The sequence below is a fragment of the Streptomyces sp. NPDC045778 genome, assembly GCF_056431945.1.
In genome coordinates this window covers 61491-79112 of sequence record NZ_JBWKJZ010000003.1, presented here as the reverse complement: position 1 = coordinate 79112, position 17622 = coordinate 61491, and the positions used below count along the sequence as shown (strand labels likewise).

Sequence of the window (17622 nt, the reverse complement as noted above, 5' to 3'; positions counted from 1 at the left end):
CTCCTCTCCTCGTCGCCACCGAACGGAGAACGCTCGTTCTCCGGCGACGTACGCCAGCATAGAGAACGATGGTTCTCAGCGGTAGTCTTGGGCCGGTGGACAACACCGTCGCCAGGGAACAAGCGCTGGACGCGGCCGAGGGGCTCTTCTACCAGCGCGGGGTCCAGGCCGTGGGCATGGACGACATCCGCGCCGCATCGGGCGTCTCACTGAAGCGCCTCTACCAGCTCTTCCCGTCCAAGGAGCGGCTCGTCGAGGCCTGTCTGGAGCGCCGGGACGTGCGCTGGCGCCGGCTGCTCGCCGAGCACGTGGAGCGGCACGAGGACCCGGAGCGGCGGCTGCTCGCGGTGTTCGACCGGCTGGGCGAGTGGTTCGCCGAGCCCGGCTTCCGCGGCTGCGCCTGGATCAACTCGTACGGGGAGCTGGGTGCCACCTCCGAGCCGGTGGCACGCCAAGTACGCCTGCACAAAGGGGCGTTCAAGGAGTACGTGGCCTCGCTCGTGACGGCCGCCGGGCTGCCCGGCGAGCTGGCCGAGCAGCTCTTCCTGCTGGCCGAGGGCGCGATGGTGAGCGCGGGGATCGACGGCGCCCCCGGCCCCGCCACGCACGCGGCCCGCGCGGCCGAGGTGCTGATCGCCGCCGCGCGGTGAGCACGGGGCCCGGAGGTGCCGGGCCCCGTGAGGTGGTGCGTCAGTCCGTCCGCGAGGCCTTGCGCAGTGCCGTCAGGCAGGTGCCGATGGCCTGCTGCAGCTCTTCGAGGCGCTGGACCATGTCGTCCTCGTAGATGTCACCGAAGTCGGCGGCGTCGTCGAGGGTCAGCTCCTCGAAGACCTTCGTCGCCTTCTGGAGGCTGCTGTAGAACTTCGTCCGCCGCTCCTGGACGCGCAGTTCGGGGTCCGCGTCGACGGCCTCGGCGACCAGCGTCCGCACCGTGTCGTAGGCCTCCGACGCCCACTCCCCGGCCTCCTCGGGCTCCAGCTCGTCGATCAGGGACAGGTGCCGCTCGGCTTCCTCGCGCAGGGCGGCCGGCGCGTCGATGGTCTGCCCCGCCGGGGTCCTGACCTGGCCCTCCTCGGCGATCTTGCGGACGTACTCGATGCGGTCCGCGGCCCTGGCCTCGCCCGCGACGGCCTTCTTCAGGTCGTCGGTGCGGGCGATGTCACGGGCCAGGTCGACCTGGAGGACCGGGTCCTCCTTGACCCGGTCGAGCAGCGCGTGCCGGGCGGCCTGGGCGGTGGACGGGTCGGCGAGGATCGCGGCGCGCAGAGCGGTGGGGTTCTCCGCGACCTCCAGGGCCTTCGTCGGGCGGATGCCCTCGGCCTCGGCGGCCGCCGTGATCGCGGTGCCGCGCGCGGAGGTCGCGCTGGAGCGCGGCACGTAGTAGGTCAGCCAGACGTCGGCGTCCGGCAGCTCGACCTCCTGGCCCGGGGCCAGCTCCTCGAAGTGCGGCACAAGCCCGTCGTCGGCGGCCCGGTCCCAGGCCTTGTAGTAGCGCATGACGCGCTCGGCGGAGCACCCGGCAAGGTCGCCGAACTCCTTCGCGGACACCTTCGGCGTCTCCGCCGCCGACTGCCCGCCGGGCCGCACGCTGCGCGCCACCTTCAGGCCGAACGCCCAGCCGCCGGTGCGCGCGTACACACCGAACTCGCGGGCGTCGCGCGCGACCAGCTCGCGCGCGGCCTCGGCCGACGGGTCAGCCGGGGCGGACGGGGCGATCACTGCGGTCACAGATAACTCTCCGAGTACGTCGTGGGCGAAAAGAAACAGAACGTACAGCCTATATCGCCCCGTTGCTCCGGCTTTCCGCCCCCGCTCGCGGCGCCCTTTGGCGCGGTGGCACGGCCCGCCGCGGTCCGGCGGGCCGTGCCGTCCCCGTCAGGCCCCCGGCCGCAGCGGGCCGAAGAACGCGCGCAGTTCGCCGGCGACCTGGTCCGGTTCCTCGTGGGACATGAAGTGGCCGCCGCGCCGCGGCTCGCGCCAGTGCCGCAGGTCGGTGAAGACGCGCTCGGCGAGGCTCCGCGGATAGTCCGCGTACGCCGGCTCGTGACTGAGCGTGACGGCCGCGGGCACGGTGACGGGCGGCAGGAGCTGGTTCAGGTGGTAGTCGTAGTACTGCTGGAACGAGGTGCCGACGCTGGCCGTGGCCCAGTAGAGGGTGGCCACCGTCAGGAGCGTGTCCCGGTCCCAGCGCCTGGTGACGTCGCCGTCGCAGTCGCTCCAGTCGCGGTACTTGTCGACGATCCAGGCGAGCAGCCCGGAGGGCGAGTCGACGAGTGCGGCGGCGACCGTGTCCGGCCGGGTGCACATGATCTCGCTGTAGCCGCCGTCGCCGCGGTCGTAGGCGGCGAGCGCGTCGAGGTACGTCTGCTCCTCGGGGGTCGGCGGGTGTTCGGCGAAGTCGGCGCTCACCACGGCGGAGGTGATGTGCACCCCGGCGACGTGGTCCGGGTACAGCGCGCCCAGCCACTGGGTCACGCCGCCGCCGATGTCACCGCCGAAGGCCCCGTACCGCTCGTAGCCCAGCGTCCCGGTCATCAGGGAGTGCCACGCCTCGGCGACGCCCCGGCGGGTGAACGGCCCGCGCGGCGGCTCCGAGTAGAGGAAGCCGGGCAGCGAGGGCACGACGACGTCGAAGGCGTCGGCGGGGTCGCCCCCGTACGCGGCCGGATCGGCGAGGCGCCGGGCGACGCGGAGCATCTCCACGAAGCTGCTCGGCCAGCCGTGGCTCAGGACCAGCGGCAGCGGCGCGGGCGCGCCTTGGGGGCGCTGTCCGCGCAGGTGCAGGAAGTGCAGCCGCGAACCGGCGACCGCGGCGGTGTAGTGCGGGAAGTCGTTGAGCGCGGCCTCGGCGGCGCGCCAGTCGAAGCCGTCGGCCCAGTACGCGACGAGGTCACGCAGGTACGCCGGGTCGGCTCCGGCCGCCCAGGGCGTCGCGTCGGACGCCGTGACGAAGCGGGTGCGGGTCAGGCGTGCGCGCAGGTCGGTGAGGACGTCGTCGGGCACGTCGATACGGAAGGGGGTGGGGGTGCTGCTCGCGGTGGAGGTCATGGTTCCTTCGCTCAGGAGTGCTGTGGTGCTCGGATCGAGCGGGCGCTCCTGCGCGGCGGCCGTGCGAGGGAACCGGTCAGACGGGAGAGACGGTCTGGCGGTCAGGCGCGGACGGCGGTCGGGAGGGCCCGGACGGTGCGGTCAGTGATCAGGTCGCGCAACGGGCTCACCTCCTTCGTCAATCCGCACGCGGACGGTGTGGTGCGCCGCGTGACCCAGGTGACTATACACAGCGAGTCGATCATCGCCACAGGGTCCGGGGACCTAGGACTCCCGGAGCCGGAGGCCTAGGACGGAGGGACGGCCCGCCGCTGTCCTCAGGCCGGTGGCCCGGGCGGTCGCTCCCCGTGAGACTTGCTCCATGGACACCTCACGGACCGACGCCTATCTGCTCCGCATCGGCGCGGAGCGCCCCGCGCCCCCCACCTCGGCGGCCCTGCGCGACCTGCACCTGGCGCACCTGCGCACCGTCCCCTTCGAGAACCTCGCCGTCCACGCCGGTGAAGAGGTCGACCTCACCGAGGAGGACCTCGTCGCGAAGGTCGTCGAACGCCGTCGCGGCGGGTTCTGCTACGAACTCAACGGGGCCTTCGCCGCCCTCCTCACCGCGCTCGGCTTCGAGGTCGACCTGCTCCAGGCCCGCGTGTACCAGGGGGGCCTCCTCGGGATCCCGTACGACCACATGGCGCTGCGCGTGCGCACCTCCGACGGCGGCGACTGGCTCGCCGACGTGGGCTTCGGCAAGCACAGCCATCACCCGCTCGCCTTCACCGAACGCGGCGACCAGAGCGACCCCGGCGGCACCTTCCGCGTCGCCGAGACGCCCGACGGCGACCTGCGCGTCCTCATGGACGGCGAGCCGCAGTACCTGCTCGACCAACGGCCGCGCGCGCTCGCCGACTTCACCGGCGGCGCCTGGTACCACCGCACCTCGCCGAAGTCCCACTTCACGCGGTCCCTGGTGTGCTCGGTCCTCACCGGCACCGGCCGGACCACGCTCAGCGGCAGCACCCTCACCGTCACCCCGCACGGTGGCGCGCCGCAGGTCACCGAACTGACCACGGACGCCGACGTCCTGGAGGCGTACGCCACCCGCTTCGGCATCGCGCTCGGCGAGGTGCCGCGCCTCGCGCCGCCGGTCCGGGTCGGGGGCCGGTAACCGAAGGGGGCGGGCGGCGGTGTCCTTGCGACATGACACGGGGGTCGGGCCCCGCACAGCACGGCCGGGGTCCTTTGTCCAGGCTTACCGGCCCGGTGCGGCGCCCGCCGGGCCGGGTGACGTTCGTCGCGGCGGGCGCGGCGCGGCCGGACGTAGGCTGCCGCACTGTGAAGAGACACATACCTTTCGACCGGTTGCACAACTTCCGTGACCTGGGGGGCTACGTCACTGAGGACGGCCGTACGGTGCGGTGGGGGAAGGTGTACCGGTCGGACTCGCTGAGCAAGCTGCGGGACGCCGACTGGGAGCGCTTCCTCGGCCTCGGTGTCCGCACGGTCATCGATCTGCGCTACCCCTGGGAGATCGACGCCAAGGGCCGCGTCCCGGAGCACGCGTCCTTCGCCTACCACAACCTGAGCGTCGAGCACCGCCCCTACGACCAGGCCGCGTTGGGCCCGGACGTGGACACCGGTCGCTATCTGGCCGACCGCTATCTGGAGGTCGCCGAGGACGGCGTCAAGGAGCTGCGCCGCGCCCTCGAAGTGATCGCCGAGGACGGCGCGGGCCCGGTGGTGTTCCACTGCGCGTCCGGCAAGGACCGCACGGGGCTGCTCGCCGCGCTCGTCCTGAGCCTGCTGGGTGTGTCCGACGCCGACGTGGTCGAGGACTTCACCCTCACCGACCTCGCCACCGAGCGGCTCGTCGCCGACTGGCGCGCCGCGAACCCGGACCGCGAGCTGGTCTGGCCCGACTACGGCCGGGCGCCCGCGGAGGTGATGCGTCTCTTCCTCGCCGGGATCGCCGAGCGGTACGGCTCCCTGCGCTCCTACGCCGCCCACCTTCTGGATGCCGACGAGGAGTTGGTGGCCGCGCTGCGCGCCGCCCTCCTGGAGGGGCCCGAGCTGGTCTTCCGGCGGGCGGGCGCGGCCGACCTCGCCGATCTTGTGCGGCTGCGCGACGAGGCCGCGCGCTGGCAGATCGGCCGGGGCATCGTCCAGTGGCGGCCCGGCGAGCTGGGTGAGGACCACTTCCGCGCGCGCCTTGCGGACAGCGAGGTGTGGCTCGCGACGCTGGGCTCCGAAGGACCCGTCGCGGGCGCCTTCGAACTGTGGTGGGACGACCCCGTCCCGTGGGGCCCGCAGCCGCCGACCGCGGGCTATGTGCACCGCCTGATGACGGACCGGCGCACCGCTCCCCCGGGCACCGGGCGCCTCCTGCTGGCGCATGCCGAGGACCGCATCCGCGCCGCCGGGCGCGGCTTGGGCCGGCTCGACTGCCGCTCCAACAACCCGCGGCTGCGGGCGTACTACGCCGCGGCGGGCTACCAGGAGGTCGGCGAGCCGGCGTCGAAGGACGGCGGGGCGGCGGGCCGGTACGCCGTCACGCTCATGGAGAAGCGGCTGTAAGACCCCTACAGCGAGGCCTTGATGCGGCGAGGCGCGTCGGCGAGGCGGCTGATCAGCGAGACCACGTCCGGGGGCTGGCGGCTGACGTCCCGGTCGGCGCTGAGCACGTAGTAGATCTGCTCCAGGGACGGCGGTCCGACCGCGACGGTGCGCAGGGCCGCCTGGCCGGGCGTGGCCTGCCCGGTGCGGACCAGGTAGGCGGCCGCCATCGAGCCGGTGCGGCCGACACCCGCGCCGCAGTGCACGTAGACGGGGCCCTTCGCCTCGGCGACGACGCGCAGGAACCGGTCGACCTGTCGGCCGGCGGGCGTCTGCCCGTCACGCACAGGCAGTCGTACGACGTGGAGTCCCGCGCGTCCGGGCCGCGCGAGTTCCCTCGCGCTCAGGCGCTCGGCCCGCAGGTCCACCACGGTGCGGATGCCGTGTGCGGCGAGCGCGCGGTACCCGGCCTCGGTGGGCGCGGAGCCGCGCCACAGCCGGTCGTCGACCCGCTGGAAGTGGCGGACGCCGGTCATCTCCCGCTCGGCGCGGACGCGTTCGCCCGCCCAGGCCGAGACGGCGAGCACGCCGAGCGCCGTGGAGGCCCAGAAGACCGCGTAGCCGAGCGCGCACAGGCCGATCAGCCTCAGGGCGCGCCGGGGCGTGGGCCGCTTGCCTCTCAGCCGCCGGCCCGCGGTCACGCACGCGGCGCTCGCGGCGGCGGTGGCCGCGGCGAGCGGCGCGACGGCACGGGCACAGGCGGCACGGGCGAAGGGGGCACGGCCGGAGGGCGCACGGCCGGAGGGGGCACGGAATACCAAGCGGTCACCACCAGAGGGCGTACGCGCGTCGCGCACACCGGGCTGCACGGGAAGGAGGCACGAGCCTCGTCCAGGCTACCGGCGCCCGAGGGGCCCCGCGACCCGCTCCGCCCGCCCCACGCGCCACTCGTATCGCATCAACTCACCTGCGTAGCAGTGCAGTTGATCCGTGCGGGCGGTGGAGCAGCGCCCTCAATGGGCCTGCTCCACCTGGCTCTCGCCCAGGACCCGCGCGCTCGTGCGGTGGGCCGTCGCGTCGGTGAGGCAGCCGCGCAGCCGCATCACGTCGTGCTCGGACAGCGCGGGGCGGATCACCCCGGCCCACACGTCGCCGTCGAGGCGGGTGAGCGGCGCGTGGACGTTCAGGGCCGCGGTGGATCTGCGGCAGCTCTCCCACAGCGCCCGGGCGGCGAGCGCGCGGGCCTGCGCTCCGTGGCTGCCGCGCACCCGCACCTCGTACACCACGGTGGTCGCGGCGGCGCCGGTGGCCTTGCCCGGCCGGGTCTGGGTGGCGTCGGAGAGGGTGTCCACGAGCAGCGCGAGCAGCAGGACGGCGGCCACGGCGACGCCGCTCACCACGGCGGCGCGCAGGGCGCGCGGCCGGGGCACGGCCTCGCGGTCCTCCAACTCCGGGACGCGGCCGTGCCGTTCGTCGCCGGGGGCGGCGAGGCGCGCGAGGCGCCCGGCGAGCCTGCGCTCGGCGCCGGGCCTGACCGTGGCCGCCGAGATCTTCTGCACGACCCAGGCGACGCCGGAGAGCAGCGCCCCGGCCGCCATCAGGACCGGCACGAAGACGTACGTGCGGTGAGCGCCGTCCCCGGTGCCCTGCTCCAGCCAGCGGAACCGTACGCCGTCGTCCGCCCGGGACTCCTGGAGGCGCCGCCACACGTCCTCGGTGCGGCGGCTGGAGTCGGCCAGCTGCCGCTCCAGGCGGCCGAGGCGGCTCAGCAGCACCGCGCCCACGAGCAGGCCCTCGACGACCAGGAGGAGCACACCGCAGATGAGGGCGCGCTGCCACTCCCAGCGGGTGAGGTAGACGACGCTGTAGGTGGCGGCCGCGGCGGCGCTGAGGCCGCCGATGAGGTAGCTCACGTACTTCATGACGCCATGCCCTCCGTGCGGCCGGTGCCGGCCGGGGGCGCGGCGGGCGGCTCGCCGACGGCCGCCATCCGCACCCCTTCCACGGCGCCCGTGCCGCCGTCCACCGTCAGGCGGGTCCCGGCGGGGAACCGGGCCAGGGCGTCGGGGACGCCGACGGCCGTCGGCACCTGGTACTCGCGGGCGAGCACGGCGAGGTGCGAGAGCACGCTGCCGGTCTCCGCGACGAGCCCGGTGAGCCCGGGCAGGAGCGGGGCGAGCGCGGGGTCGAGGGCGCGGACGACCAGGACCGCGAACCGGGGGCGCTCACCGCTGCCGTGCCAGGCCGTGCCGGAGCCGAAGCCGCCGCCCGCGCCCTGCCCGTCGGTGGGCGCGCGGCGCCTGCCCGGCTCGGCCACCGGCCGCCCGCCGGCGAGGCGGAACGCGGCGGGCAGCTCCGGGCGCTGCGGCCTCGGCAGGCGCTCGCGCAGATCGGCGGGGAGCCCCGCGCCCTCGCCCACGGCGGTCAGCTCCGGCCAGCGCAACAGGGCGACGCGGGCCGGGTCGTCGAGGAGTTCCGCGGCGGTCAGCCTGCGGGCCAGCTCGCGCACCATGACGGCCTGCATCTCCTGCACCCAGCGCACGCGCAGGCGCAGTCCCTCGCGGGTGGGCAGCACGGCGGTGCCGCGCGGCACGCCGGTCAGGGCGGGGCGCCCGGGCAGCGGCGGGCGCGGGCCGAGCGCGGGCGGCAGGAGTGAGAGGAGCACCGGGTGGCGGGCGACGAGGCGGGCGTCGTCGGGCTCGTCCGCGCGCGCCTCGCCGCGGATGGCCCGTGCCTCGGAGGGGGCGCCGAGCGCCTCGGAGGGGACGGCGCGTGCTTCGCGGAGGCCCGCGCGTGCCTCGGCGAGGACGGCGAGCGCCTCGCCCACGGCCGTGGCGCCCGACCCCTGCCCGAGCACCGCGCCGGCCAGGGACTCCTGGGCGTGCAGCGCGGAGAGCACCGTACGCCCCCAGGAGACCGCGGCGAGCAGCCGTCCGCTCAGCATCTCGGCGGGGGCGGGCAGTTCGCTCAGATACCGGTCGACGTCGGCGGTGAGGTCGAGCGCGAGCGCGGGCAGTGTCGTGCGCACCCGGCCCATCCGCCAGGCGGCGGTGGCGCGGCGCGCGGCGGGCGCCGGGTTGAGGAAGCCGAGCACGCGGTGGGCGGGCGGGGCGACGCCGAGCAGCCGCAGGTCGGCCGCCGCGCGGCCGTCGACGGTGGTGACGGGCGGCAGGCGGCGCAGGCGGCGGCGTGGCGCCGCGCCCGCGATGTCCAGGGCGACCGAGAGCCCGTGCGCCATGGGGGCCAGCCACAGGTCCTCCTCCAGGGGTTGCAGGACCCCGGGGAAGGTCTCGGCGACAGGGCCGGGACCGAGCAGCCGCGCGCGGCGGGCGGGGCGCGGGGGCATCGCGGTGATGGGGCGGGTCTGGAACAGCCACAGCCGGTCCTCGGCGTCGAAGGCGAACTCGATGTCCTGCGGGCCCCCGAACTCCCGCTGCGCGTCCCGGGCCAGGCGCAGCAGGCGCAGTCGGCGCCCGCGCGCGAGGAGCCGCGCGTCGCGGGGTTCGTGGGGCTCGGCGTGGACCTGGCGACCGTGCCGGGTCAGGTGGTAACGCACGCCCTGGACGCTGCCGTTGACAAGCCGGTCAGGGCCGCCGTCGACGGCGCTGATGACGACCCGGTCGCGGCGCCCCGCCATCGGGTCGGCCCCGAACATGACGCCGCCCACGGTCGCGCGCACCATCGGCTGTACGAGCACCGCCATGCCGGCGTGCGAGCCGCCGCCTCCGGCGCCCGCGGGCGCGCGCCGGGCCGAGCGCAGCACCCGCCGTACGGCGTCCGTGAAGTCGGTCCAGCCGCGTACGTCGAGCACGGTCTCGAAGAGCCCCGCGAGGGACGAGTCGGCGGCGTCCTCCCACGCGGACGAGGAGCGCACGACGAGGGGCCGCAGACCGCCTCCGCTCAACTCCCGCCAGGCGCGCAGCAGTTCCTGCTCACCGCGCGAACCACCACGGGCGCCCCCGACACCCTCGGGGCTCCCGGCACCTCCGCCGCCTCCGGCGTTCCCGGCACCTCCGCAGCCTCCGGTGTCCCCGGCACCTCCGCAGCCTCCGGTGTCCCCGGCACCTCCGCAGCCTCCGGTGTCCCCGGCACCCTCGGGGCCTCTGGGCCGCCCGGCGCTCCCGGTGTTGCCGGCATCCTCGCGGCCCCTGGGCCGCACGGTGCCCCCGGTGTCGCCAGCACCCTCGCGGCCCCTGGACTGCCCGGCGCCCCCGGCACCCTCAGCGCCCCCGCCGTCCCCGGCGCCCGCGGCGCCCGCGGCGCCCGCGGGCACCAGCACGAAGCCCGGCAGCACCGGCAGGCCCGCTGCTGCCGCCCGGGCCAGGTGGGCCGCCTTCGCGCCCGTGAGCCGGGGGTCGCGGGCGCGTCGCGCCTCCAGCCCCACCACCACGAGCCGGTCCGTCTCCACCCCGATCATGGCCTGCCTCCTTCGCCCGACCGCGCGCCCCGTCCCGCCCGCGCATCCAGTTCCCGGCGCCTTTCCCTCCGCGGTGAGGCCCTGCGCGCCCGCCGCGCCGCTGGGGCGAAACGCCAGGCCACGAAGCCGGACCGGAAAATCCTCCAGCCCTTAGCACGGACGCGTGGCCGCGCCACGAAGTTGAGTACAAGCCCGTCCGAATCCGGCCGAGCCCGACGGCGGCGGCGACGGCACGGGAGGCGAGGGACCGGCGGCTGTGGCGCGTGTGCTAAGGCTTCTTCGCGGGGAACGCGCGGCGGAGGCACGGCCCTTCGCCCCGCGCCCGCCACACGCTGTCAGCAGACGCAGAGAGGCGAAGACGTGACAGGCAGTCAGTTCGACGAGCTGGGACAGGTCTACGAGGAGTCGTCGGGGATGGCCTTCCGGCAGGGCCTGGAGTTCCCCACGGTGCTCGGCCACCTCGGTGACCTCGGGAGCCAGGACATACTCGACTTCGGCTGCGGAAGCGGGGTCTACACCAGGCTGCTCGCGCGCGCCGGGGCCCGGCGGATCGTCGGCCTCGACGCGTCCGAGGGCATGGTCGACCACTGCCGCCGCCGGGAGGAGGAAGAGCCTCTCGGCGTCGAGTACGTCGCGGGGGCGCTGCCGGAGCGGCTGCACGGCGCCTTCGACACCGTCCTCGGCGTGTACGTGCTGCCGCACGCCGAGACGTACGACGGGCTCGTCGCGATGTGCCGGGACGTCGCGGCGGCGCTGCGGCCCGGCGGGCGCTTCTTGACCCTGCCCATCCACCCGGACGTGCACCCGGACCCGGACCACTACGCCCGCTACGGCTTCCGCCTGGACGTCAGCGCCCGTGAAGACGGCGCCCCGGTGGACTTCGGGTTCACCGTGGGCGAGCACAGCGCGCGGTTCACCGCCCGCTACTGGACCGCCGCGTCCCTGGAGGGCGCGCTGCGCGACGCGGGCTTCAGCACGCCCCGGTGGCGTGCGCACCGGGTGTCGGACACGGCCGAGCCGGGCCCCGCGGACGACTTCTGGCTCCGCTACCTCGCGACCCCGCACGCGGCGGTCCTGGACGCACGCAAGGGCTGAGGGGCCGCAGCTCAGCCCTCGCCGCCGGGCGGCGGTCCTGGCTCCCGGTGCCGGTGCCGGTGCGACAGGTGCGGGGAGTGCTCGTGGTGCGGGCGCGGCGGGTGTTCCGCGGCGCGGGCCCGGTCGGCGAACCCGGGTGCCATCACGTGCACGGCGCGCCCGCCGCACTTGGGGCACACCGCCGCCGCGAGCGGGGAACGCAGGGCGTTGCCGTCCTCGTCGACGTACTCCTGCGGGCCCGGCCCCGCGGGGTCGGCGGAGGCGGCGGGGTCGGGGAAGAACACGACCCGGAAACTGGCCTCCCAGGTCTCCCCGCAGTCCCCGCAGGTGAAGGCGAAGGTCTCGGTGACCGGCTCTGGCTCGGGCGGCATGGGCACTCCTCGTCGTCGCTCGCCGGGGCGTCCCAGCCCACAGCGCCCCGCGCCGCCCGGCAACTCGAACGCGCCGGTCGGGCGGCGGGAAACGCCCGGGAAACGCCGGGTGGCCCGGTGACCGTCGAGGTCACCGGGCCACCGGGCCGTGTGCTGTGTGCGTGCTGTCCGTGCTGTCCGTGCTGTCCGCGGGATCCGCTCCGCGGACGCCGGGTCAGCGGGTCAGCGGGTCAGCGGGTCGGCTGGAGTTCCCGCTCCGGGTCGGAGTAGGGGGCGCCGCCGTTGTCGCCGAGCTGCTTGTAGAGCTTCTCGCCCTCGACGTCGACGTTCGGCAGGATCTTGTTCAGCCAGCCCGGCAGCCACCAGGCGGACTTGCCGAGCAGGGCGAGCACCGCGGGGACGATCGCCATGCGGACGACGAAGGCGTCGAACAGGACGGCCGCCGCGAGGCCGAAGCCCATGGTCTTGATGATGTCGTCGTCCTCCAGGATGAAGCCGGAGAAGACGCTGATCATGATGACCGCGGCAGCGGCGACGACGCGCCCGCCGTGGGTGAAGCCGGTCACGATGGCCTCGCCCGGACGCGAGCCGTGGACGTACGCCTCACGCATGCGCGTCACGAGGAACACCTCGTAGTCCATCGCGAGGCCGAACACCACACCGATCATGAAGATCGGCATCATGCTCATGATCGGGCCGGGCTGGTCGACGCCGAACACGTTCGCCAGGTGGCCCTCCTGGAAGACCGCCACGACCGCGCCGAGCGCCGCGAGCACCGAGAGCAGGAAGCCGAGCGCCGCCTTCAGCGGGACCAGGATCGAGCGGAACACGAGCATCAGGAGCAGGAAGGCCAGGCCGACGACCAGGGCCAGGTACGGGATCAGGGCGTCGTCGAGGGTCTGCGAGAAGTCGATGATCGAGGCCGTCTGGCCGGTGATCAGGACCTCGGCGCCGGTCTTGGACTCGACCGTGCCGATGTCGGCGCGGATCTTCTTGACCAGCGTCTCGGTGTCGTGGTCACTCGGTCCCGTCTTCGGCGTCGCGGACAGGATCGCCAGGTCGTCCGCCTTGTTCGGCGTCGCCGGGCTGACGGAGACGATGCCCTTGACCTTCTTCAGCTCCTCGCCGACGTCCTTCGCCGCGGCACCGGCGCCCTTGTCCTTGTCGACGACGATCGTCAGCGGGCCGTTGAAGCCCTTGCCGAAGGAGTCCGACAGCATGTCGTACGCCTTGCGCTGCGTGGTGTCCGGCGCGAAGGTGCCCTCGTCGGGCAGGCCGAGCTGAAGGTTGGCGGCCGGGGCGGCCACGGCTCCGAGACCGGCGATGGCGACGATCAGGACGATCAGCGGGCGGCGCAGCACGAACCGGGCCCAGCGGGTGCCGAGCTTCGGCTTGGCGTTGGCGTCCTCGAAGGGCACGCCGAGGGGCTTCTTGCGGTCCTTGCGGCGCAGCGTCCTGCGGGGCGCGATGCCGAGCAGCGCCGGGATGAGGGTCAGCGCGATCAGGACGGCGATCACGACCGTGCCGGCCGCGGCGAGGCCCATCTTGGTGAGCAGCGGGATGTTCACCACGGCGAGGCCGGAGAGGGCCACGATGACGGTGAGTCCGGCGAAGACCACCGCGGAGCCCGCGGTGCCGACGGCGCGTCCTGCGGCGTCCTCGGGGGCACGGCCCTCCGCCCGCTCGGCGCGGTAGCGCGAGACGATGAACAGGGCGTAGTCGATGCCGACCGCGAGGCCGATCATCGTGGCGAGCGTCGAGGTGGTGCTGGACAGCTCGAGCGTGCTGGCGAGCGCGGTGATGCCGGAGATGCCGATGCCGACGCCGATGAGCGCGGTCAGGATCGGCATGCCCGCGGCGATCAGCGAGCCGAAGGTGATGAGCAGCACCACGGCGGAGATGCCGATGCCGATCAGTTCGGCGCTGCCGCCGAGTTCCTGCTCGGTCGGGACCGCGTCACCGCCCGCCTCGACGGTCAGGCCGTCCTTGCGGGTGTCCTTGAGCGTGTCGGCGAGCTTGTCCTTGACCTTGTCGGTCAGCTCGGGTCCGGGGACCTTGTACGACACGGTCGCGTAGACGGTGGTCGAGTCCTTGCTGACCGCGCCCATCTTGAACGGGTCGTCGACCTTGGAGACCTTCTCGCCCTTGCTCAGGGTGCCGACGAGCTTCTCTACCTTCGCCTTGTTCTCGGCGTCGGTGATCTTCTCGCCCTTGGGGGCGCGCAGCACCACGCGGGCCGTGGCGCCGTCGGCGCTGGTCTCGGGGAACTTCTCGTCGAGCAGGTCGAAGGCCTTCTGCGACTCCGTGCCGGGCATGGAGAACACGTCGGCCGGAGCCTTGGGAGCCGAGGACGCTGCGACGCCCGCGCCGATGAAGAGCAGCACCCATATGAGCGCCATCCACCAGCGCCGTCTGAAGGCGAGACGGCCCAGTTTGTAGAGGAACGTAGCCACGGCGAACGAGACTCCCGTCGGGATTGGCAGGCAGGACCGACCCGCCGGCGGCACTGCACCGCGCGACAAGGTGGGGTCGAAAGGATCCACTCCATCGTGACGGCAGCAATCCACGGGGAAGTCAGACTGCGGGCCGGAGTCCGCGCCCACGTCCGTCGTAGTCGGAAGTCGGCCGACTCATCCTCGGGTAGGAGACGCGCGGAGTACGTGTAGATCTCATGTACCAGGGGTGTGACCTGCGTCTCTTGGTCAACAACCCGCTTCCCGCACCGGGCATTTCCGGTGAAGACGGACCTATTCGACAGGTGGCGTTTGAGACACCGGAGGCTTCGCGAGTGCCTCGCGCCGAGCTGCCCAGGACACGTGTCCGCCGCCCCATGACGTGCGCCGGGGCGGCACGGCCGCACCCTCTCCAACGATCCGGCTCGTTGGCGTGTTCCAGGGGGGCGGCGGGCGGCCCGCGGCTGGCCCGCCCGTCGCCTCGAACCCCTAGGGGTAGGGCTCCTCCGGAGTCGCCGGGGCGTCGGGGCTGCGTCAGGACTTCCGCATGACCTCGATGACGCCGGCGAAGCTGTCCCCGCCGTGGCCCGCCGCGTGCGTCCGCTGCATGAGGGCCTTCAGCAGCTCCGGCAGGGCGTTGTCGACGCCGCGGTCGGCCGCCGCGTGGATGAGGTGGTCGATCGCCACGATCTGGACGTCGACGGTGGCGTCGTCGCCCGGGTAGCGGCCCTCGTCCACCTGGGCCGCGTACCGGGTGATGAAGCCGCGCACCGCCCCGCCCAGCCAGCGAAGGGCGAGCGGCGCGAACTCCGTCGCCTTCGCCCCGTCGGCGCCGACGAGCGCGGTGCCGTGCAGCCAGCCGCCGAAGGCCGCCCACATCAGGCCGAGCAGCGCCACGTCGTACAGCGGGGCGAAACCCGCGTCCTCGCCGAGGAACAGCGGGTCGCCGAGCGCGTCGAGGGCGGGCCTGTGGGCGTCGAAGGCGGCCCGCGGGCCGCTGTAGAGGAACATCATCTCGGGGTCGCCGACACCCGGCGGGGTGGTCATGACCGCGCCGTCCAGGTAGTCGACGCCGCGCTCGGCGGCCCAGGCGGCGAACTCCCGGGCCTGCTCGGGCGAGCCGGTGGTGAGGTTGACGAGGGTGCGGCCCGCGAGCGTCCCCGCGACCGGGTCGACGACCGCGTGCAGCGCGTCGTAGTCGAGGACGCAGGCGATCACCAACTCGCTCGCCGCGACCGCCTCCTCGGGGCTCGCCGCGACCCGGGCGCCGCGCGCGGCGAGGGCGTCAGCCTTCGCCGGGGTGCGGTTCCACACCGTGGTCGCGTGGCCGCGCTCCAGGAGGGCGGCGGCAAGGGCGGCGCCCATGTTGCCCAGGCCGATGACGGTGACGGGGGTGCGAACTTCAGCGTTCATTGCGTGCTTGCTCCTTGTGCGTCCGCCGGACGCGGTCGTTCTCGTACGTCCGCCCGTGGCGGCGCCGTCCGTGGTGAACCGGTACGAGAACCCTCGCAGCGGGCCCGGGGGCCGGACAGTGACAGCGGTGACGCCGATCACCAAATTCCTGCCAGGCGTCCGGGCGGCCGTACGCTCGCCGCATGAGCGCTGGTTCCGTCGCGGTGGTCGTGACCGAGGAGATCGGGGTCCCCTCCTGGGACCTGTACGAACTGAGCATCCCGTGCACGGTGTTCGGCAAGCCCCAGCCGGACCTCTCCGAGCACTGGTACGACCTGAGGCTGTGCGGCACGGGCTCCGGGCCGCGGGACGCCGCCGCCCCCGCGTTCGGCGTCTCGGTGCGCACGCCGTACGGGCTCGACGACCTGGTCCACGCGGACACCGTGATCGTCCCTTCGGTGCCGGACGCCTGCGTCGAGGAGGGCGCGCCGATGCCGGACGGCCTCGTGGACGCGCTGCGCCGGGCCCACGCGGCGGGCGCGCGGATGGTGTCGCTGTGCAACGGCGCCTTCGCGCTCGCCGAGGCGGGCCTGCTCGACGGCCGCCGCGCCACGGCGCACTGGCAGCACACCGGCCAACTGGCGGCGCGCTACCCGGAGGTCGAGGTCGACGACTCGGTCCTGTACGTCGACGAGGGGGACGTGCTCACCAGCGCGGGCCTGACGGCTGGCCTCGACCTGTGTCTGCACCTCGTGCGCCGGGACCTCGGCGCGCACATCGCCAACCAGCTCGCGCGCCGCATGGTGGTGCCCGCGCACCGGCCGGGCGGCCAGGCGCAGTTCATCGACCTGTCGGTGCCCGAGGCCGACGACGCGAGCCTGAGCCCCGTCCTGGAGTGGGCGCGCCGGAGCCTGGACCGGCCGCTGACGGTGGACGACCTCGCGCGCCGCGCCGCGATGAGCCCGCGCACGTTCTACCGGCGGCTCCAGGCCGCCACCGGCACCACGCCCCTCCAGTGGCTCCTGAACCAGCGTCTGGCGCGGGCCCAGAGCCTCCTGGAGGCGACGGACCTGCCGGTCGAGAAGGTCGGCGAACTCAGCGGCCTCGGCACGGCGAACAACCTCCGCCACCACTTCCTCAAGCACGTGGGCGTCTCACCGAGCGACTACCGCCGGGCGTTCTCGCAGCCGGGCCGGACCGCGGAGCCCTCGTCGGTGTGACCCGCCCCGCGCGCCCCGGCCCGGGGCGGAGCCGCCGCGGACCTCTTCAAGAACTGCCCCCGGAGGCGGCCGGAACAGGCCCGTGCCGCCCCTGCACGGGGGTGTCCGCGGCTGTACGGGGCGGGCCCCACAGCCCCGGTCACCTCCGCCGCGCACGCCTCGCACGCGCCCGTACGCGCACTCGACGCGTGGCCTCTGACCTGGGGTTTCGTAGGTCCCGACGGTACTGTCGAGGCACATCGCGAAAGGGGATCGGATGGACCGGGACGCACGCACGGCCGAGCGGAACATACGCAGTGTCGAGGACGTACTGAAGCTCATGGACGGCCTGTTCGCGCCGGAGGCCGACCGCTGGACGGCGGACGCGGCCGGCTGGTGGGACGGGTTCTACACCGACCGGTCCAAGGCGGTGCCGTTCTTCGTGGACAAGCCCGACGAGCACCTGGCCGCCCACATCGACGCCGGGGTCGTCGCGCCCGGCCGGGCCCTCGACCTCGGCTGCGGTCCGGGGCGCAACGCGCTCCACCTGGCCGCGCGCGGCTTCACGGTGGACGCCGTCGACCTGTCACCGGCCGCGCTGGCCTGGGCCGGGGAGCGGGCCCGCGCGGCCGGGGCCGACGTCCGCTTCCACCACGGCGACGCCTTCGCGCTCGGCCCGGACGTCCTGCGCGGCCCGTACGACCTGGTCGTCGACTCGGGCTGCTTCCACCATCTGCCGCCGCACCGGCGCGTCAGCTATCTCGCGCTGCTGGAGCGCGTGCTCGCGCCCGGCGGCCATCTGGCGCTGACCTGCTTCGCGGCTGGCGGCATGGGCTCGGAACTCTCCGACGCCGAGTTCTACCGGCAGGAGCGGCTGCACGGAGGCCTCGCGTACGCCGCCGACTCGCTGCGCTGGATCTTCGGCGAGCTGACGGAGGTCGAGCTGCGCCCGATGCGCGACGAGCCGGCCGACTCGCCGTACTTCGGCGAGCCGTTCCTGTGGGCAGGCCTGTTCCGCAGGGACGCCTGAGGAATCCGCCGAAGCCCCGCCGCGAGGGTGGAGGAGGTCCACCCGGAGCTGCGTCGAAGGATGCATCCCCGCG

The 17622-nt window shown here is 74.3% G+C and carries 15 protein-coding genes; 6 read left to right on the top strand and 9 right to left on the bottom strand.

The window, feature by feature from the left end; all coding sequences use genetic code 11:
* Positions 1 to 95 precede the first annotated feature (95 nt).
* Positions 96 to 650: a TetR/AcrR family transcriptional regulator gene (locus AC07GB_RS05060; protein WP_478841841.1), complete on the top strand. Its 555-nt coding sequence runs from the start codon at positions 96 to 98 to the stop codon at positions 648 to 650.
* Positions 651 to 690: 40 nt separating this feature from the next.
* Here AC07GB_RS05060 and AC07GB_RS05055 read toward each other — a convergent pair whose 3' ends face one another.
* From AC07GB_RS05055 to AC07GB_RS05045, 3 genes are all read right to left on the bottom strand, one after another.
* On the bottom strand, positions 691 to 1728 hold the full coding sequence (locus tag AC07GB_RS05055; protein ID WP_478841840.1) for a hypothetical protein: 1038 nt from the start codon (positions 1726 to 1728) through the stop codon (positions 691 to 693).
* A gap of 147 nt (positions 1729 to 1875) precedes the next feature.
* Complete coding sequence (locus AC07GB_RS05050; protein WP_478841839.1) at positions 1876 to 3048, bottom strand: epoxide hydrolase family protein; 1173 nt, start codon at positions 3046 to 3048, stop codon at positions 1876 to 1878.
* Between the two features lie 101 nt (positions 3049 to 3149).
* On the bottom strand, positions 3150 to 3293 hold the full coding sequence (locus AC07GB_RS05045) for a hypothetical protein (protein ID WP_478841838.1): 144 nt from the start codon (positions 3291 to 3293) through the stop codon (positions 3150 to 3152).
* Between the two features lie 116 nt (positions 3294 to 3409).
* Here AC07GB_RS05045 and AC07GB_RS05040 point away from each other — a divergent pair, with 116 nt between their 5' ends.
* Together AC07GB_RS05040 and AC07GB_RS05035 are read left to right on the top strand one after the other, a co-directional pair.
* Positions 3410 to 4207 (top strand): arylamine N-acetyltransferase family protein, encoded by a 798-nt coding sequence (locus tag AC07GB_RS05040; RefSeq protein WP_478841837.1) that lies wholly within the window; start codon positions 3410 to 3412, stop codon positions 4205 to 4207.
* Between the two features lie 167 nt (positions 4208 to 4374).
* A complete protein-coding gene (locus AC07GB_RS05035) occupies positions 4375 to 5613 on the top strand; it encodes a GNAT family N-acetyltransferase (RefSeq protein WP_478841836.1) in 1239 nt (412 codons plus the stop codon).
* A gap of 5 nt (positions 5614 to 5618) precedes the next feature.
* On the opposite strand, the gene AC07GB_RS05030 is transcribed toward AC07GB_RS05035, so the two are convergent.
* The 3 genes from AC07GB_RS05030 to AC07GB_RS05020 form a co-directional block, all read right to left on the bottom strand.
* Positions 5619 to 6413, bottom strand: a complete 795-nt coding sequence (locus AC07GB_RS05030) for a fused DSP-PTPase phosphatase/NAD kinase-like protein (protein WP_478841835.1) — start codon at positions 6411 to 6413, stop codon at positions 5619 to 5621.
* A gap of 192 nt (positions 6414 to 6605) precedes the next feature.
* The gene (locus AC07GB_RS05025; RefSeq protein WP_478841834.1) at positions 6606 to 7514 is read right to left on the bottom strand and encodes a hypothetical protein; all 909 of its coding nucleotides are present in this window, start codon (positions 7512 to 7514) and stop codon (positions 6606 to 6608) included.
* Positions 7511 to 10009 carry a PEP/pyruvate-binding domain-containing protein gene (locus tag AC07GB_RS05020; RefSeq protein ID WP_478841833.1) on the bottom strand — a complete coding sequence of 833 codons (2499 nt, stop codon included), beginning with the start codon at positions 10007 to 10009 and terminating at the stop codon, positions 7511 to 7513. Before AC07GB_RS05020 ends, AC07GB_RS05025 begins: the two co-directional genes overlap by 4 nt.
* A gap of 360 nt (positions 10010 to 10369) precedes the next feature.
* Here AC07GB_RS05020 and AC07GB_RS05015 point away from each other — a divergent pair, with 360 nt between their 5' ends.
* Positions 10370 to 11104 carry a class I SAM-dependent methyltransferase gene (locus tag AC07GB_RS05015; protein ID WP_478841832.1) on the top strand — a complete coding sequence of 245 codons (735 nt, stop codon included), beginning with the start codon at positions 10370 to 10372 and terminating at the stop codon, positions 11102 to 11104.
* Positions 11105 to 11115: 11 nt separating this feature from the next.
* Here AC07GB_RS05015 and AC07GB_RS05010 read toward each other — a convergent pair whose 3' ends face one another.
* The 3 genes from AC07GB_RS05010 to AC07GB_RS05000 form a co-directional block, all read right to left on the bottom strand.
* Positions 11116 to 11475 carry a hypothetical protein gene (locus tag AC07GB_RS05010; protein ID WP_478841831.1) on the bottom strand — a complete coding sequence of 120 codons (360 nt, stop codon included), beginning with the start codon at positions 11473 to 11475 and terminating at the stop codon, positions 11116 to 11118.
* A gap of 230 nt (positions 11476 to 11705) precedes the next feature.
* Entirely contained in the window at positions 11706 to 13928 is a 2223-nt protein-coding gene (locus tag AC07GB_RS05005; protein ID WP_478841830.1) for an MMPL family transporter, read from the bottom strand.
* A 534-nt stretch (positions 13929 to 14462) separates the two neighbouring features.
* Positions 14463 to 15341, bottom strand: coding sequence for an NAD(P)-dependent oxidoreductase (locus AC07GB_RS05000; RefSeq protein WP_478841829.1), 879 nt, complete (start codon positions 15339 to 15341; stop codon positions 14463 to 14465).
* A gap of 203 nt (positions 15342 to 15544) precedes the next feature.
* On the opposite strand from AC07GB_RS05000, the gene AC07GB_RS04995 reads away from it, so the two are divergent.
* Both AC07GB_RS04995 and AC07GB_RS04990 read left to right on the top strand, forming a co-directional pair.
* Positions 15545 to 16540 (top strand): helix-turn-helix domain-containing protein, encoded by a 996-nt coding sequence (locus tag AC07GB_RS04995; RefSeq protein WP_478842058.1) that lies wholly within the window; start codon positions 15545 to 15547, stop codon positions 16538 to 16540.
* A 256-nt stretch (positions 16541 to 16796) separates the two neighbouring features.
* Positions 16797 to 17549: a class I SAM-dependent methyltransferase gene (locus tag AC07GB_RS04990; RefSeq protein ID WP_478841828.1), complete on the top strand. Its 753-nt coding sequence runs from the start codon at positions 16797 to 16799 to the stop codon at positions 17547 to 17549.
* Positions 17550 to 17622: the final 73 nt, after the last annotated feature.

What these genes read in the sequence shown, in the direction of transcription:
- AC07GB_RS05000 (WP_478841829.1), bottom strand. Translation starts at nt 15,341, where the DNA reads ATGAACGCTGAAGTTCGCACCCCCGTCACCGTCATCGGCCTGGGCAAC.
- AC07GB_RS05045 (WP_478841838.1), bottom strand. Translation starts at nt 3,293, where the DNA reads ATGATCGACTCGCTGTGTATAGTCACCTGGGTCACGCGGCGCACCACA.
- AC07GB_RS05010 (WP_478841831.1), bottom strand. Translation starts at nt 11,475, where the DNA reads ATGCCGCCCGAGCCAGAGCCGGTCACCGAGACCTTCGCCTTCACCTGC.
- AC07GB_RS04990 (WP_478841828.1), top strand. Translation starts at nt 16,797, where the DNA reads ATGGACCGGGACGCACGCACGGCCGAGCGGAACATACGCAGTGTCGAG.
- AC07GB_RS05025 (WP_478841834.1), bottom strand. Translation starts at nt 7,514, where the DNA reads ATGAAGTACGTGAGCTACCTCATCGGCGGCCTCAGCGCCGCCGCGGCC.
- AC07GB_RS05050 (WP_478841839.1), bottom strand. Translation starts at nt 3,048, where the DNA reads ATGACCTCCACCGCGAGCAGCACCCCCACCCCCTTCCGTATCGACGTG.
- AC07GB_RS05040 (WP_478841837.1), top strand. Translation starts at nt 3,410, where the DNA reads ATGGACACCTCACGGACCGACGCCTATCTGCTCCGCATCGGCGCGGAG.
- AC07GB_RS05020 (WP_478841833.1), bottom strand. Translation starts at nt 10,009, where the DNA reads ATGATCGGGGTGGAGACGGACCGGCTCGTGGTGGTGGGGCTGGAGGCG.